This is a genomic window from Rufibacter ruber (genome assembly GCF_014138425.1).
Taxonomy (GTDB): domain Bacteria; phylum Bacteroidota; class Bacteroidia; order Cytophagales; family Hymenobacteraceae; genus Nibribacter; species Nibribacter ruber_C.
Genome location: NZ_JACJIQ010000015.1, coordinates 49,765 through 66,249 on the forward strand (window position 1 = coordinate 49,765; position 16,485 = coordinate 66,249).

The window sequence follows — 16,485 nt, forward strand, 5'->3', positions numbered from 1 at the left end:
CTTTAAAATCTAAGGTTCACACCCAGGTTCACGGTTCTCAGCTGAGGCAGGATTAAGTTGTCCTCCCCAATGAACTGCGGGTCAAAGTCACTGGTCACCTCTGGGTCCATGCCAGAATAGTTGGTCCAGAGGAAAAGGTTGTCTGCCTGCACATATACCCGTAGCCGATCAAGGCGCACTTTTGACACCAGGTTCTTAGGCAGGGTATACCCCAGAATGATGGAGCGCAGACGCAGGAAAGAGCCGTCTTCTAAAAAGCGGGTGGAGTTCTGGGTGTTCCAGCCGGTGCCATAAATGGCACGGGGCACGGTATTGCTGGTGCCGGGGCCGGTCCAGCGGGTGAGGGCAATTTCTTCGCGCATGTTGAAGAAGTTGTTGGCCAGCCGCTCTATGGTGATTCGGCCGGAAGAGTACACCTCTGCCCCTTGGCTGTAGTTCAGGAACACGCTCAAGTCAAAGTTCTTGTACCGGAACGTGTTGTTCCAGCCCCCAAAGAAGTTGGGGTTGGAGGTGCCTACAATCTGGCGGTCATCCACGTTAATGAGGCCGTCATTGTTTAGGTCTTCATATTGCACATCACCTGCCCTAACCCCTTGGTTAAAGAAGGCTGCCGGCACTTCTTCATCGGTCTGGTAAATGCCCAGCATTTTGTACATATAGAAACTGCCTACTTCCTCCCCTACTTTCAATGTGCGGTTGGCACCAATGAGCAAGGCATCATCACCCAGCAACGAGGTGAGTTTGTTCTTGATGAACGAGATGTTGAAGTCTGAGCTCCAGGTCAAATCCCCAAAGGTGAGGTTAGACCCCAGCAGGAATTCCCACCCCCAGTTGCGCATGGAGCCAATGTTACTGGTAATGCTGGTGAACCCGGTGGTAGCCGGCGTTGGGCGGCTGTAAAGCAGGTTGTTGGTGTTCTTTACAAAGTAGTCTACCGTAAAATGGAACATGCCCCGCTTAAAGCTGAAGTCTGCCCCCACGTCAAACTGATCGGCGGTTTCCCAGGTAAGATCACGGTTGCCGTTGGTGCTCACGCCTATCCCGCTTTTATACCCGTAGTTCCGCCCCCCGCTCATCTGGGCCTGGTAGGCATAAGAACTGATGCCGTCCTGGTTACCCGTAGAGCCGTAGCTGGCGCGCACTTTCAGGTCCAGCAGCGAGACCGGCCAGAATTCCTCCCGCGAAATATGCCAGCCTGTTGACACTGACGGGAAATACCCGAACCTGTTCTCTGGGGCAAACTTAGAGGAGCCGTCTACGCGGTAAGACAGGTTGAGCAGGTATTTGTCTTTAAAGGTGAAACTGGTTCTGCCAAAGTAAGAGGCAATGGCACTTTCAGTTAAACCGGTTCCGGCCTCGGTGATCTCAGCGGCCACCGACAGCACATCAAAAGAGGGCGAAGGGAAACCACGCCCATCAATGCTGATGCTGGAGTTGTTCACTTTCTGGTAAGACTGCCCAGCCAGGGCCGAAAACGAAAGCTCCCCAAACTGTTTGTTGTACGTGAGGGTGTTTTCTATCAGTAAGTTGGAAATGCTGCGGCGGCTGTCAATCAGGCGGCCTACGCCGGTGCCGTACGGGTGGTCTTCATTGTAATAGACTTTGTCTACCGTATAAATCTGGTCAAGGCCCAATGAGGTTTTGAAATCAAGCCCTTTGAACAAGTGGAACGTGGCAAAGAAATTACCCAGGTAACGATAATTCTCAATGTCTGCGTCTTCCTCATTCAGGATATGGAGCGGATTGTGGTACAGCAGGTCAGGCGTTCCGCCCATGTAGTAGTCACCGTTGGGTTTGTAGGGACGGTCAAAAGGCCGCTGCGGAATGCTGCGCGCCATTACGGTAGCCCCCGAGTTAGAACCTGGAACGCGCGAATTGTGGGTGTAGCTCAAGTTTGAGTTAGTGCCTACCTCCAGCCAGTCAAACATCTGGTGCGAAAGATTGATCTTACCGGTGTACTTTTTGTACTCACTGGTAATGATGGCCCCCTCTTGGGTTAAGTAGTTCCCTGAAATAAATACGCGTGTTTTATCAGTGCCTCCGGAGAAGGACAGATTGTAACTGGAGGTTCTCGCGGTTTGGGTTACCAAATCAAACCAGTCTGTGTCTGGCATGCCCGGGTATGGGTTCAGCTTGCGCAACATGTAGTTGGTATCACCGGGCTTATACCCAAATTGCTGGTTGTAATTGTCAATGCCTTCATTTATCACCTCCAGGTACAGGTCTGAGTCGGCCATTTTTACCTTGTCTGTATTAGGCACGTCCTGCACGCCGGTGTAGAAGTCAAAGTTGAGGTTGGTCTTGCCTTTCTTCCCGGTTTTGGTGGTGATGATGATGACGCCGTTGGTGGCCCGTGACCCGTAAATAGCCGAGGAAGCCGCGTCTTTCAACACCTCAATAGATTCAATGTCATTGGGGTTGAGCTGCGAAAGCGGGTTCATGTTTTCGCCCAGGTTGAAGAGCGCGGCGTTGTGCGGTACTACCGGAATTCCGTCAATGACGTAGAGCGGCTCATTGCTGGCGCTCAAGGACCCAATACCGCGTATACTCACCCGGTTAGAGGAGCCGGGCGCCCCTGACCCCGCTGACACGTTCACACCGGGCATGCGGCCTTGAATCAACTGGTCTGGCCCTAATACCGGCCGGCTTGTTTCTTCACTGGGTTTAAAGGAACTGATGGCGCTGGTCACATCTTCGCGCTCCTGCTGGCCATAGCCCACCACCACAATTTCCTTCAGGGCCTGGTTGTCTTCCAGTAAATCTACGGTGAGTTCGGCGGGGCCGTTAAAAGGGAGTTCTTTGTTTTGAAACCCGATGAAGGAAAAAACCAGCACCCCCTGGTCTACCGGTACTGGCAGACTAAAATTCCCGTTCCCGTCTGTAGAGGTGGCTACGGTAGTGCCTTTCAAGGTAATGGTCACCCCGGGCATGGGTTCGCCTTTGCTGTCCCGCACCCTGCCTTTTACCAGGGTGGGCGGCGCCACCGCCGCCCGCGTACTTTCTTTCCTTTTGACCACCACCGTTTTCTGGTTCAGGGTATAGGTGAGCGGTTGGTCGGCAAAGCTGCGCTCCAAGGCTTCCTCCAAAGAGGCATCTGCCAGGTGGAGCGTGACCGGTTTGGCTTCTTTCAGCATTTGCACGTTGTAGAGAAAATTGTAGCCACTCTGCTTTTTCACTTCTTTGAGAACCTGCTCCAGCGGGGCGTTTCGGTAAGAAAGCGAAATGCTTTGGCTATGACTGGCGGCACTCACCTGCAAGAGGGCGGCCACCATTAAAAAAACGGTAAGTTTCATACCCAAGATTAGCTTTTGCGGTATACTCCCTGGAAACCTACTCTTAGAAAGAGTATAAATTTTCATACATTTGTTTGTTTGGGTTTTAGAAAATAGATGTGACACATGTATTGCCTCTAGTAGCCCAACTATAGCCAGGGGCGCTGCAACGCCCCTGGTTCTTTTTTTGGCTCCGGGCATATTTTTTTCCTGTTATGCCTTTACATAGAGCCTCCTTCCTTTTTGTTCAAAATGCACCGTTCCTGTTAACTCCAGCATCTCCAGCACATCTTCAATTTTTTCAAACCGGGAAATGGTGCCGGTAAAGCTTTTCTCGCCTATTTCACTCTGGTACACCACGTCTACGTCATACCAGCGGGCAATTTTGCGCATTACGCTTTTGAGGTCTTCTTCATGAAAGAGGAACTGGCCGTTTTTCCAGGCGATGCTCTCAGAAGCATCTACCTGGTGCACTTGCAAGGCGTGGGAATTCTTTTGCAGCACGGCCTCCTGGTTAGGTTGGAGCACCACCTGTTTCTGAGTGCTGCTTACTCTCACGGAGCCTTCCAGCAATGAAGTGCGCAGGCGGTCTTCGTCTTCATAGGCCATGAGGTTGAAATGGGTACCCAATACTTCCACCTCCATTTCACTGGCCACTACTTTGAAAGGCATGTGCTTATTTTTGGCTACTTCAAAGTACGCCTCGCCCTGTAGCTGCACCACCCGCTCCTTGCCCGCAAACGCCGCCGGAAAACGCAGGCTGGAGGTGGCATTTAACCATACCTTGGTACCGTCTGACAAGGTGATTTGGTACTGTCCGCCGCGCGGGGTAGACAAGGTGTTATAGAGCGCCAGCTGCTGACCATTGTTTGGTCCCTGGTAAGACAGCCGCCCGTTTACCTTGATGATCTTGACAGCCCCCTGTTGGGTTACATTGCCGTTTTGGGTTTCGTCTAAGTCTACCACCGTACCGTCTGCCAGTGTGAGATAGGCTCTGTCACGGCCCGGGGTGACTTCTGCCTCAGGAGCGCTTTTCTGTACCAAGGCCTGAGGCGGTGTGGCTTCGCCTCTGTTCAACCAGAAGAACACGCCCGTAGAAAGCAGGAGAACGGCCACTGCGGCCGCAACAGAATAGGAGAAGGCAAAGCCTGGCCGCTTCTCTGACTGTTGCCGCGCCATATCTTCCTGCAGCCGGGCCAAAAGCGCATGTTTCACGTCATGCTGCGCCCCCATCTGCTGATCATTCCAGGGGAGTTCTTCCAGCTCAAACTCATCCTGGTGCTCTTCCAGTTGCTGCATCTCCTCTGGGGTACAGGAGCCGTTCAGGTTTTTCTGATATAAATGGAGATATTCTTCTCTGGTCATGGATGAGGTGCCTTATACCTTACAAGAGACAAGTGTAGGCTGGCACACACATTCTTTTACAATTTTTTTTTCGAAAGGGGAAATGGAGCCAGGAACGGCAGATGCGCACACCGGTGGCTGGGGGGAGAAGAAAATCCTGTTTTGGGGCTGTTTTTCTAAAAACAGGCCTAAAACGCACAGCAAAACCAATTACCCGCGTTTCACCCGTTAGGCTGACGGCCTTCCCGTGCAGGCTCTGTACTCGCCCTGGGGGCGGGGGAAATTTTTACAAGAATTTTTCTTTATATTGCTCAGGCCTGAATAGAAGGCAAAGGAAAGACTTCGTAATCAAAAGATAACCTGGCCGTAACATTGGCTTGACGAAGTTTCCCGTGTTTTGTGGCCAGAGAAGGTCAGGTGAAGAGTAACCAGTAGTGGCGTTTCCCTCTTAGGGCATGATTGAATATGCTCAAATCTGAGTTCAAAGAAGCAGTATGTATCAGCAACAACCAGATGCAGAAGTATGGCAGGCCATCCAGCAGGATGACACTAAAGCCTTTACTGCCTTGTTTGAACGTTACTGGTCCCGTATTTTCACCACGGCCTTTGCCCACCTGAAAGACCGCGAAGCCTGTGAGGATATTGTGCACGCCATTTTCCTGAACCTCTGGAACAAACGCCACCAGCTGCAGATAGAGTCTTTCCCGGCCTACCTCAAAGCAGCCGCCCGCTACCACGTGTACCGCCAGATGAAGCAAGCCAGGGTGATCCCGCTGTACTATACAGACCAGCTGGAGTCCCTTCCCCCCCTCACCCAGGCCAACACCGGCGAAGAGGCTCTTCGCGTGCAGGAACTGGACCATCAGTTAGACTATGAACTGGAGAAACTTCCCAAACGGTGCCAGGAGATTTTCCTGCTCAGCAGAAAAGAACAGCTGTCAAACGAGGAGATTGCGCAGCAGCTGGGCATTTCCAAGCGCAGCGTAGAAAACCAGATTACCGTAGCCCTGCGCCATCTCAGACTCTTCCTGAAGAATGCGGCCATGCTGCTTCCTTTCATATTCTAATAGAAAGGGGTTACCTCATGCTGTTTTGGGGCTGTTTTTCAGAAAACAGCCCCAAAACAGCATGAGGGGCAGCGGCAATTCTCTGCTACACCGCCCCCTTCACCTCCTGCAGCATTTTGATCACAAACGCCTCTGTGCGGGACAGGAACGGGTTCTCTTTCCGTTTCTTGGCGTCATGCCTGCGCAGGTAGTCAATTAACTTGTCTTGTTTGAACAGGTTCACCACCTCTGGGTGAATGTAGTACTTGCTGCAGACAGTGGGCGTGTTGCCCAGCTCATGCGCCACCATCTTGGCGGCTTCTTTCACAGACTTCTCCTTCTCAATCTCAGGGTTCTCGTCTATCAGCTGTTCAAGGCATTCTACCATCATCACGGTGCCGCCCCAGGTTCTGAAATCTTTGGCGGTGAACTCCTCGGCACTCAGGCTGCGCAGGTAGTCGTTCACGTCTCCAGATTCTATGGGCTGGCGGTTGCCGTCTTCATCATAGTACTGGAACAGGTCATACCCGGGAATATCCTGGCACTGCTTCACCAGCTTGGCCAGCCGCCGGTCTTTGATGGTGATTTCATGCTGAATGCCTTTCTTGCCCACAAACTCCAGCTTAAGGTTACTGCCCTCAATCTTCACGTGCCGGTCCCGCAGCGTGGTGAGCCCGTAAGACTTGTTCTCTTTGGCGTAGGCCTTGTTGCCAATCCTGATAAAGGAATTGTCCAGCAGTTCTACCACAATGGCCAGGATCTTGCGTTTCTCCAGCTTCTTCCGCTTCAGGTCTTTCTCCACCTGCTTCCTGATCTCGGGCAAGGCTTTGCCAAACGCAATCATGCGGCCAAACTTGTTCAGGCTGCGCACTTCCTTCCACTGGGCGTGGTAGAGGTACTGTTTGCGCCCCTTGTCATCCCGGCCGGTGGCTTGTATGTGGCCGTTGGCCGAAGGGCAGATCCATACCTCTGTCCAGGCGGGCGGAATCACCAGACGGTTGATCCGGTCCAGGGTCTTCCCGTCTTCCACCGGCTCCCCTTTCGGGGTGAAATACGCTACCTTCTTGCCGTTGCTGCGGCGCGTGATTCCGGGTTTGGTGTCTGGATAATAGCGCAAGCCGGCTTGCTGGGCAGAGGCGGCCACATCAGCGTAAACAGCAGCGGGTGAAAGTTCTTGTTCCATGGGTGGTTCTTGGTCTGGGTATGTCCTTTAACTGCCAGGGAGGGTAAAAGTTTCTTTTTCTGTTTTGGGGCCGTTTTCTCAAAAACAGCCCCAAAACAGGAGCCCTTGGCCTTTGCTCTAAATATATTTTCTTTGCCCCCTGATCTACCTGCCCCAGGTCTGCGTAGTAGGCGGAGACCTGATACTTTCTGACCAATTTGTATGCGACTTTCACCTGAACCATTCTCCCGTTATTCCTTTGTTATTCTCCTGGCGCTTCTGCTGGGAACCGGCGCCTGCAGCACAGATAAGAACGGTGACCGGGTTTTGTTCGCCATTGAGGAAGACCTGAAACTGGGCGAGCAGGTAGCCCTGCAGGTAGACTCCACGTACCGTGCCAAGGGCCAGCTGTTGGAACGGTCAAACCCGCGCTACAGAACCGCCTACGCCTTCCTGGACAACATTGTAGAACGTATCTTAAGCAGCGGCGAAGTAAGCTACCGCGAAGAATTCCCCTGGAAGGTGACCATCATCAACGACCCGGAAACCCAGAACGCCTTTGCCACCCCCGGCGGGCATATCTATGTGTTTACCGGCCTGATCAAAACCTTAGACAATGAAGACCAGCTGGCGGGCGTGCTGGGCCATGAGATTGCCCACGCAGACCAGCGGCACACAGTGAAGCAGCTGCAGAAGCAGTACGGCATTTCGTTTGTACTCTCCCTGTTCCTTGATGAGAACTCTGGCGACCTGCAGCGCACGGTGGCGCAGATTGCCGGACAAATGGCCGGCCTGAAGTTCAGCCGGGATTATGAGCGGGAGTCAGACGCGTTTTCAGTGGTGTACCTGGCGGGTACCAACTACTACGCCTGTGACGGCGCGGCCGGCTTTTTCCAGAAGATGCAGGCGTTGGAACAGAGCGGAAACATGCCTGAGTTCATCAGCACCCACCCGTCGCCGGGCAACCGCATACATGACATTGAGCAAAAGGCGCAGCAGGTGGGCTGCAGCACTGAGCAGAAACCAACTTCGGGCTATGCCCAGTTTAAAAGCTCGCTGGGGCTGTAGCGCCCTCTATATCTGTTGCCGCTTCTTTACCGTACAAACAGACTAAACAAGACACTATTCCATGCAAGACTGGCGAAAACTGGTGGGTTCTGCGGTAGAAAAGGCAGACTTGACGTTTGACCTCATGATGCAGCGGTTCCGGAACCGGTTCAACCTCTACAAGCCGCTGCACATTGTGCCCTACCGCAGCTACGGCACCAGCACCCGCCTGTATGTAAAGGGCCGGGTGCTGGCCAACAAAGGTATTTCCTCTGCCGCTGACAATGACACCCTCTGGAAAAACCTGGTGAACATGTACCGCCGTTTTGAAAGTGATGAGGTGCCCAATGCCCAGTTGCGGGTAAAGTTTGAGGGGCAGGACCACCAGGTGGTGACAGACAAGGAAGGCTATTTTGTGCTGAACCTGGCTCCTGCCACCCCCCTGGTAGAAGAAAAGAGCTGGCATGAAATTGAAATAGAACTGCTGGCGGCTAACATCTCCTCTTTTGAGCCCGGTATCAAAACCGAAGCCCATGTGCTGGTGCCGCCGCCAGATGCTGAGTATGGCATTATCTCAGACATTGATGATACCATTGTCCTGACCTCGGCCACAGACCTGATCAAGATGTCTCAGAACACCTTCATGAACAACGCGCGCACCCGTTTACCGTTTGCCGGGGTCTCTGCCTTTTACCGCTCCCTGCAGTTGGGCCGCAACGGCAAGCGCAACAACCCGTTCTTCTACGTGAGCAGCAGCCCCTGGAACCTCTATGACCTGCTGCATGACTTTCTGGACATCCATGATATTCCGGCAGGGCCGTTGCTGCTGCGGGACTTCGGGCTGCTGCAGAACAAGTTCTTTGGGGCAGACCACATGAGCCACAAGTTCAAGGAAATCCAGAACATTCTGCTCACGTACCCGCACCTCAACTTCGTGCTCATTGGCGACAGCGGCCAGGAAGACGCTCCCATTTACCGGGAGGTGATCAAGGAGTTTCCCGGCAGAATCATCTGCGCCTACATCAGGGATGTGGAGCTGCCGGAGCGGGCAAAGATGGTGGAGGAAATTACGCAGGAACTGAAAGGAACCGTTGAGATGATCCTGGTAAAAGACACCGCCGCCGCCGCCCAGCACGCCGCAGACAACGGTTTGATCTTCCAGGAAGAGGTGAAAGAGGTAGAGGCGCAGAAAGAGGTAGATAGCAGTGATGCGCCGGGCACCCCCACTAACCTGCCTCCCGCCCCTATCAGCAAAGACACGAGGAAGAAATAATGAGTGAATGCGTGATGGGGTGAAGGTGTGAATGGGCGAGAGCTGTTTTAGGGCAGTTTTCAGAAAAGGAGGATAAAAACAGCAGACCACAGAATTTGGAGTGAATAGGGTTAGGTATTCAAATGTAGAGACCAGGCACTGCCTTGTCTCTTTGCGATGGCCGCTCCAGGAAAGGAAGCGTCAGCAAATATCTTATCCAAAAACCAGCAATGCGCAAGAGTCAAGGCGGTGCCTGGTCTCTACCAACGTACCTAACCTATAACCTTCCTAAGCATCCCTTCGGCACTCAGCTGGAGTGGTCAGCCACTATTTTCCATTTCCCGGCTATTTTTCTGAAAACAAGCGAAAAGTGGCCGCCAATGTCTCCCATGCTCCGCTTCAGGTGCCATTGGCCCACCACCAGCAGCACGTCTTTTGCCAACTCCTTAGTTTGCAGCAGGGTGAACGTGAGTTCGCCCATGGCTTCTCTGGACGGGTAGCCTTTGCGGTAGTTCTGGAGGGTTTGGTCCCAGCCATAGGTAAGGCCGCTCTTGCCAATGAACATTAGGGAGTCTGACCGCCAGTAAGGTTCCATAAAGCTTTCCAGGTCGCCCCGGTTCCAGGCCTGGCTTTGCGCCTGCATGATAGCGGCAATCTCAGTTGGGGCCTGTGAAGGGGATGTTCTGGTGCTGCGGCAGTTGGTGAAAGCCAAGGCCAAAGCAGAGGCCATCATGTATAAACAGACACGGGTAAGGAAAGCGTTTTTCATTGCATCCACTTTTTAATGTAGTCACTCCCGCCTAACCTGTTCATGTTGCGCACTATATTCCGGCGCCGCCGAAGGGTGTAGCCGCTGGGGTTTTTCACGGAATATTTGATTGGGTTAGGCAAGACAGCGGCTAACAGAGCCGCCTGTTGGCGGCCTAGTTTGTCTGGGGTTGTTTTAAAGAAGTACTGGCTGGCGGCGTGCACCCCAAAGACATGGTCCCCCATTTCGGCAATGTTCAGGTACACCTCCATGATGCGCTCCTTGCCCCAAAGCAGTTCAATCAAAAAGGTAAAATACATCTCCACTGCCTTTCTGAGGTAGCTGCGGCCATGCCACAGAAATACGTTTTTGGCCACCTGCTGACTGATTGTGCTCCCGCCGTAGGTTTTCTTACTGGAGAGATTGCGCTGAAACGCCTGCTTGATCGCCTTAAAGTCAAAGCCGGAATGGGTGATAAACAACTGGTCTTCGGCGGCAATGGCGGCCAGGGGCAGCTGTTGGGACATGTCTTCCAGCTCCACAAACCTGTACTGGATCACCTCTACTTTCTCTGTCTTGGGAGACGGCTCAGAGCGTTTGGAGAGCATGTGCAGCGTCACCGGCGGGTCAATCCAGCGGTACACCAGCACCCAGAGAACAGACGTGAGAAACAGCACCAGACACAGCTTCCAGAACAACCGCCGCGCATCTGCCCACGTGAAAGAAATAGTTGGTTTAGCCATCAAATCTATAGTTTCCAGACACTAGAGCGCCTCAATGAAAGACAAAAATAAAGAATTACTGGCAGCATCTGGAAAGCGTTCTTAAATTAGTAGCCTTACTCATCAATACTAGCAGCATGAGCAGATTTCTGCCTTTCTTCCCGTTGAATATAGTGGTGTTTCCGGGGGAGAAATTAAACCTTCACATTTTTGAGCCCCGTTACAAACAACTGGTCATGGAATGCCAGACCAATGACTCCACCTTCGGGATTCCCGTTTACCTGGATAACGGGGTGGGTGACTATGGCACTGAGATTAAGATCCTGAGCATTGAGAAGAAATACGCCAACGGCGAAATGGACATTAAAACCAAAGGGCTGGGCATATTTAAAGTAAAGGAGTTCCAGCGGCAGATGCCGGGCAGGCTGTATGCCGGCGGGGAGATTGAAGACGTGCCCCTGATTCTGGATGAGGAGCCCCTGCATAGGCTGCAGGTGCTGGAACTGCTCCGGCAGCTGTACGTGGCCCTGGGCATACAGTCTTTGATGATCAGCCTTAAACCTGATTTTCTGGCTTATGACGTGGCCCACCACCTGGGTTTGTCTACAGAGCAGGAATATGCGCTGCTGCAGTTACACAGGGAGAGTGAGCGCATGGAATTTATCTTAGAACACCTTACTGGCATTTTACCCGTGGTGCTGGAGACCGAGCGGCTAAAGGAACGGGTGAAGCTGAACGGGCACTTTAAGCATTTGCTCCCGCCTAACTTTTAACCTGCTTCTTCAGTAAGAGGAAGACCAACCAACACTCCCGCCCCTGTAATGCTGCTTTATGTGCTTCTAGTCTTTTTTCTGCTGTTTTCCCTCTGGCTGTTGTGGTCTTACCTGCAGGAGCGCAAGTTCAGGAAGAAGCCGTATTATGCATTGGCAGAGATAGGCTGGCGCACGGTGACCCCTCCCCCTTTTTCAGAGCGAATCCATTCTGTGGCGCTGGTAGGGGATTTGGGAAATGCCGGGCCGGTGAGCCAGGATCCGGTGATGAAATCTATTCAAGGGTGGCTGGAGGAGGCTGGGGAGCAAAGCACTATTATTTTTCTGGGGGACAATGTGTACCCGGTGGGGATCCCTCCGCAGGAACACAGGCTGCACCAGGCGTCTGTCCAAAAACTCCAGTACCAGCTGGACCTGCTGAAGGCCTACAGATCCAAAGTGATTTACCTGGGCGGAAACCATGACTGGAACAAAGGCCGGAAAAACGGGTATGACTACCTGATGCGGCAACAGCAACTGGTGCAGGAGCACCTTCAGGATCCCCATGCCTATCTGCCCAAAGACGGCTGCCTGGGCCCTGTCTCCTGGGAGATAAATGAAGGGCTGCTGCTGATTATCATCAATACCCAATGGTGGGTACAACGGGGGTTCAGGCCAATTGGGGAGAAGTACGGCTGCTCCCTCAAACTTCCCACTGATTTTTATAGTAGGCTTGACAGTCTTTTAACGCAAAACAAGCACCGGTTTGTTGTGATTGCCGCGCATCACCCTTTGTACAGCAATGCCCTGCACGGCGGCAAGTTTACGGTGAAACAGCAGGTTTTTCCGTTGACATTTGTCAATAAAAGGGCGCTGATCCCATTGCCCCTGATGGGCACCATTTTCAGATATTACCGGAAGTACCTGGGGGCTAATGAAGACATGTCGTACCCCCCTTACAGGCGGTTGAGAAAGCGGCTGCTAAAGATGTTGCACCAGCACCAGAACCTCTTTTATGTGGCGGGGCATGACCATAACCTGCAGTACTTTCAGGTGCAGGGGAATCATTACGCGGTGAGCGGGTCAGGGAGCAAGACAAATTTTGTGGCCAAAGGCGGAAAAGCCTCTTTCTCACACGAGAATAAAGGGTTTATGGTGCTGGACCAGTACCGCGATGGGACCATCTGGTTACGGGTGCTGGAACCCTCCCTCACTCCCGGGGCCCCTTCTGTGTTGGCATTTCAAAAATGCGTGTATGCACCCACTACCCCTCCTGCTCCCCGGGGGTAGGAAGCAGCACGTGCAAACTTTGGGGCCGCACCTTGAATTCAATCTTTTCAGGCAGGTCCACCGGTTCGCCGTCTATGTGTGTGACTTCCCGAGCATGGTTCAAGATGGTGGCCGAGCGGCAACTGAACCGTTGGGTGTAAATTGAGTCGTCAATACTGTCTGTGTACATCCGGTAAAGGATTCCCAGGCTGGCGGTCTTGGGGAACGGCTCCAGAATGCAGATCTCAAATTTGCCGTCATTGATCACGCCATTGGGGTTAATGGTGGCATTGCTCCCAAAGGCTTTGGCATTGGTAACGGTAAGCATAAAGGCCTCCCCGTCAAAAAGGGTCTCCCCTTCAGAAATAACCGTATACCGTTTGGGTTCATAGCTCATATATTCCTGCATGGCTATCCAGGCGTAAGCGCCGGGGCCGCGGGTGTCTCCCTCGCAGAACCTTTTCACCACCAGGGCATTGAAGCCCATGTCACAGAGATGGATGGAATGGTGGCCAGAAACTTGCAGCGTATCTATCGCTTTCACCTTATGCTCTGCCAATAAATGGAGCGCCTCCTCAAAGTCCTGGGGAATGTCCAGGTCTTTTGACAAGCCATTGCCAGACCCCTGCGGAATAATAGCCAGTTGCGTAGGAGAATCAATCAGGAGTTTGGCCACCAGATTCACGGTGCCATCTCCCCCCATAGCCACCACCACATCAGGTTGTCCCTGTTCTATCTCCTGCTGGAGCTTTTGTTCATCCTGCTCCCCGGTGGTTCTGAAAAAAGAAGCAGAGATCTGGTGGCGTTGGCAGAACGCCACCAGATCCTCTTCCAGGTCTTCTTTGTCTATGTCTCCTGAAATGGGATTGATTACAAAAAGAATCTTGGTCATGGCAGTTTTCAGCTTGGGCTGTTTTAGGGCTGTTTTTCAGAAAACAGCCCTAAAACAGGTTAAAGTTATTGATTAGGCAAGTATCAGCAAGTAACCAGGAGTTTATTTATCTGGAAGGGAAAGCCGGTTTCCTTACTCCACCAGCCCGGCCGGCACCCCACTGGGAAACTCCTTTCCAATGGTCTGCTGGAGCCTGGTATTTCTGTTCTCAGGATTGGGGTGCGTTTGGAAGAACTCTGGCCCGCCGCCGCCCCCTTCGGCCTGGGCCAGTAACTCCATCACGCCTATCATGGACCTGGGTTCATAGCCCGCCTGGGCCGTAAAAGCGACAGGCAAACGGTCAGATTCCAATTCATCATCCCTGCCGTACTTAAGGTTCAGAAGTCTTCCTACCATAGCCGCCGCTGCGGCAGTACTCGCAGAGGAAGGGTTCTCCGGATCATACGTGGCCACCGCCGCTGCCCCTGAAAGCCCCTGGGTAAGTTTAGATTTGGCTATTTGCTCAGCAGAGTGCCGTGCTACCACATGCCCCACCTCATGGCCCAGGACCCCGGCCACCTGGCCTTCGGTTTGCAGTCTGCGCAGGAGACCGGCCGTAATGAATTTCTGCCCCCCGGGCAAGGCAAAGGCATTCACTGTGTTTTCATCTGCCAGCAAGTGGAAGTCAAACGGGTACGGTGTTTCTCTGGCTTTGGTATTTTGTACTATGCGCTGCCCAAACTCCTTGACTTTGGCAACGGCCTGCTGGTCTGGGTGCCGCCCCCCATACTGGGCAGCCATTTGGGGGGCGGCCTGTAACCCCAGGGCAATCTCCTGATCTGCGCTCATGTTCACATGCTGGTTTTCGCCGGTCACAGGATTGTTCTCTCTGTTACACCAATAGGTCAGCATGGGAAAAGCCGCAATCACAATGCCCACCAAAATGCGCATAGAGCCTCTCATATTGCAAAATTTTAATGTAGCTACGGGTTTACCCCCTGATTCAGATTTATTATCACTCAGAAAGTATTCCTCCAAGAACGGCTCTAGCGGTAGTTGGTTGCGTGTTTATACGTATTGCTTTTGGCTGATTCTCAAAGAAACATAGCATAGCTGCTATATCCTTTTGATTGCACATACGTAAGATACCCAAGCGGGCAGAAGCTCGTGCACAACTAAAACATGCAAAAATGAATTTGAAGAGAACATTCGGCGCCATTCTGACAATCCTAGGGATTGTGGGTGTCATATGGGGAGCATATGCCTTCTTAGCTGGAGGTGACTCAGTAGGGAATCTTTCTGTGAATCAATTCTCAGCGGCCGTTCCATTTGTGGTGGGGCTTATATTTCTTTTTACCGGTATCAGCTTAGTGAAAGCCACCCGGGACACTGCTTGATTTTTCAGACCCCTGTAAAACAGAAAAGCCGGCTAAAATAGCCGGCTTTTCTGTTTTACAGGGGTAAACTTATTTTCCTAACAGTACTTTTTGCTGGGCAATAATTTCAGATTCAAACGTTTTGATGGCTTTGGTTGGGTTCAGGTACGCAGACTGCAGGTTCGCCTTAGGAGAATCAATGTACAGGCAGGTGCCGTCTTTGATCAGGTTAATGACTTCGGCAGAAATATCTTGTGGCAAAGCGGGGCAACCGTGGCTGCGGCCCAGGCGGCCATGTTTTTTTACAAAGGCGTCACTTACATAATCAGCCCCATGCACCACTATTGCGCGGCCTCTGGCATTGGAGTTGAACCCTTTGTCCAGGCCGTCTAGCTTCAGAGAGAGGCCGTGCTTGCCGTAATAAGGCTCATCTGTTACATAGAACCCTACACTGCTCATATGGGAATCAACCGTGTTAGAGAAGTTTACGGCCATGTCATTTCCAGACCCCTGGCCGTGGGCCACCAGACTTTTATAAAGAACTTTGTTCTTCTTCATGTCTACTACCCAAAATCTTTTCTCGCGGCTTGATTTGCCGAAATCAACAATGGTAAGAATATCTTTAGAACGGTTCAGCTTCTTTTGCTCTTTCAGGTTATAATACCCCGTGGCCGCTCGTTGGAAGACGTTGAAGTCTAAACCGGCCTGTTTCAGATCTGCATCATCATAGACTTCTTCCAGGAACTCCTGAAACGAAGGAATGATAGGCACATCTGTCATCTGGGGAATCGCCAGGCTCGCTTCTTGGTTGGGCAAAGTAGTATAGTGAGAAGGATCACTGGTAGCAGGCGATACGAAGGAAAGAGTGGCTAGAAACGAAAGTGCTAAAAATGTTCTATTCATATCTAATTTCTTTACAAGGTGCACTCTTATAACGAGGAGTCTTTCTACTTTTGTTCCATGTTGTCTGCATTTTCTCCTTTAAATATAGGTAGAACCTGGTGATCAGAAACAACACCAATGGTAAAAATACCATTATTTTCTAAAAGTGGATCTATGAAACTATCCTTTAAAAACTTTTTTTCTGCTTCTGTCCTCCCCTTTTCATGTGTGCTTTTACTGGCCTCTGGGGCCTGTTCCTCACGTACCAGCAATTTTAATTTTGATTCTGGCGCCTGGAAATCAGATGTACACGGCTGCGAAGGCAAACGTCAGGAACTACAAAAAGAGCTGGAGGCTATCCGGTTAGATTTAATTGGCCTGAAGGAGTATGATATCAGAAGCCTGTTTGGCAAACCAGAGGCCGAAGAGTTGCTGGACAGGAGCAATAAATCTTATGTATACTATATAAAACCCGGGCCAAAATGTGCCAGCTTCTCTGTCTCCAGCGAAACCCTGGTCCTCAAAGTGAGGATTGACGCCTTGGGCAATACCATTGAGTCTGCCATTACCAATTCCCTGTAAGCATTGCCCACAGATTCGTTTCTGCTATACAGGGTGTGCGTTTATGACCTGTTTTTCTGAAAATAGGGCAAAACCAGGTCTTGCGGGGAGGTTGGCCTCAGAGGGGGAAAGGGTATACGCCTGGAAAGGAGCTAACACCCACGTAAGAGAGTGCTTCATCAGA

The 16,485-nt window shown here is 51.9% G+C and carries 14 protein-coding genes; 6 read left to right on the forward strand and 8 right to left on the reverse strand.

Annotated features, from left to right (window positions below):
* Positions 1 to 2: 2 nt before the first annotated feature.
* Together FHS90_RS16330 and FHS90_RS16335 are read right to left on the reverse strand one after the other, a co-directional pair.
* Complete coding sequence (locus FHS90_RS16330) at positions 3 to 3,293, reverse strand: TonB-dependent receptor (RefSeq protein ID WP_246387104.1); 3,291 nt, start codon at positions 3,291 to 3,293, stop codon at positions 3 to 5.
* Between the two features lie 192 nt (positions 3,294 to 3,485).
* Positions 3,486 to 4,637: a FecR family protein gene (locus FHS90_RS16335; RefSeq protein WP_182513846.1), complete on the reverse strand. Its 1,152-nt coding sequence runs from the start codon at positions 4,635 to 4,637 to the stop codon at positions 3,486 to 3,488.
* Between the two features lie 473 nt (positions 4,638 to 5,110).
* Between FHS90_RS16335 and FHS90_RS16340 the strand changes: the two genes are divergently transcribed.
* The gene (locus tag FHS90_RS16340; protein ID WP_182513847.1) at positions 5,111 to 5,683 is read left to right on the forward strand and encodes an RNA polymerase sigma factor; all 573 of its coding nucleotides are present in this window, start codon (positions 5,111 to 5,113) and stop codon (positions 5,681 to 5,683) included.
* An 85-nt stretch (positions 5,684 to 5,768) separates the two neighbouring features.
* Here FHS90_RS16340 and FHS90_RS16345 read toward each other — a convergent pair whose 3' ends face one another.
* Entirely contained in the window at positions 5,769 to 6,845 is a 1,077-nt protein-coding gene (locus FHS90_RS16345) for a DNA topoisomerase IB (RefSeq protein ID WP_182513848.1), read from the reverse strand.
* Between the two features lie 201 nt (positions 6,846 to 7,046).
* On the opposite strand from FHS90_RS16345, the gene FHS90_RS16350 reads away from it, so the two are divergent.
* Together FHS90_RS16350 and FHS90_RS16355 are read left to right on the forward strand one after the other, a co-directional pair.
* A complete protein-coding gene (locus FHS90_RS16350) occupies positions 7,047 to 7,892 on the forward strand; it encodes a M48 family metalloprotease (RefSeq protein WP_066831258.1) in 846 nt (281 codons plus the stop codon).
* A gap of 61 nt (positions 7,893 to 7,953) precedes the next feature.
* Positions 7,954 to 9,144 (forward strand): App1 family protein phosphatidate phosphatase, encoded by a 1,191-nt coding sequence (locus FHS90_RS16355; protein WP_066831259.1) that lies wholly within the window; start codon positions 7,954 to 7,956, stop codon positions 9,142 to 9,144.
* Positions 9,145 to 9,430: 286 nt separating this feature from the next.
* Here FHS90_RS16355 and FHS90_RS16360 read toward each other — a convergent pair whose 3' ends face one another.
* Both FHS90_RS16360 and mtgA read right to left on the reverse strand, forming a co-directional pair.
* Positions 9,431 to 9,892, reverse strand: coding sequence for a YybH family protein (locus tag FHS90_RS16360; RefSeq protein WP_246387107.1), 462 nt, complete (start codon positions 9,890 to 9,892; stop codon positions 9,431 to 9,433).
* Positions 9,889 to 10,614 carry a monofunctional biosynthetic peptidoglycan transglycosylase gene (mtgA, locus tag FHS90_RS16365; protein WP_066831261.1) on the reverse strand — a complete coding sequence of 242 codons (726 nt, stop codon included), beginning with the start codon at positions 10,612 to 10,614 and terminating at the stop codon, positions 9,889 to 9,891. The genes FHS90_RS16360 and mtgA overlap by 4 nt, the downstream gene beginning before the upstream one ends.
* 116 nt (positions 10,615 to 10,730) lie before the next feature.
* On the opposite strand from mtgA, the gene FHS90_RS16370 reads away from it, so the two are divergent.
* Together FHS90_RS16370 and FHS90_RS16375 are read left to right on the forward strand one after the other, a co-directional pair.
* Positions 10,731 to 11,366, forward strand: a complete 636-nt coding sequence (locus FHS90_RS16370) for an LON peptidase substrate-binding domain-containing protein (protein ID WP_182513849.1) — start codon at positions 10,731 to 10,733, stop codon at positions 11,364 to 11,366.
* A 60-nt stretch (positions 11,367 to 11,426) separates the two neighbouring features.
* Complete coding sequence (locus FHS90_RS16375) at positions 11,427 to 12,632, forward strand: metallophosphoesterase (RefSeq protein ID WP_182513850.1); 1,206 nt, start codon at positions 11,427 to 11,429, stop codon at positions 12,630 to 12,632.
* Here FHS90_RS16375 and FHS90_RS16380 read toward each other — a convergent pair.
* From FHS90_RS16380 to FHS90_RS16390, 3 genes are all read right to left on the reverse strand, one after another.
* A complete protein-coding gene (locus tag FHS90_RS16380) occupies positions 12,607 to 13,503 on the reverse strand; it encodes a diacylglycerol/lipid kinase family protein (protein WP_066831267.1) in 897 nt (298 codons plus the stop codon). The two genes, FHS90_RS16375 and FHS90_RS16380, sit on opposite strands and share 26 nt — an antisense overlap.
* 132 nt (positions 13,504 to 13,635) lie before the next feature.
* Positions 13,636 to 14,445 (reverse strand): M48 family metalloprotease, encoded by an 810-nt coding sequence (locus tag FHS90_RS16385; RefSeq protein ID WP_182513851.1) that lies wholly within the window; start codon positions 14,443 to 14,445, stop codon positions 13,636 to 13,638.
* A 503-nt stretch (positions 14,446 to 14,948) separates the two neighbouring features.
* Positions 14,949 to 15,761, reverse strand: coding sequence for a murein L,D-transpeptidase catalytic domain family protein (locus FHS90_RS16390; protein WP_153042580.1), 813 nt, complete (start codon positions 15,759 to 15,761; stop codon positions 14,949 to 14,951).
* A gap of 207 nt (positions 15,762 to 15,968) precedes the next feature.
* On the opposite strand from FHS90_RS16390, the gene FHS90_RS16395 reads away from it, so the two are divergent.
* Entirely contained in the window at positions 15,969 to 16,322 is a 354-nt protein-coding gene (locus FHS90_RS16395) for a hypothetical protein (protein WP_066831278.1), read from the forward strand.
* Positions 16,323 to 16,485: the final 163 nt, after the last annotated feature.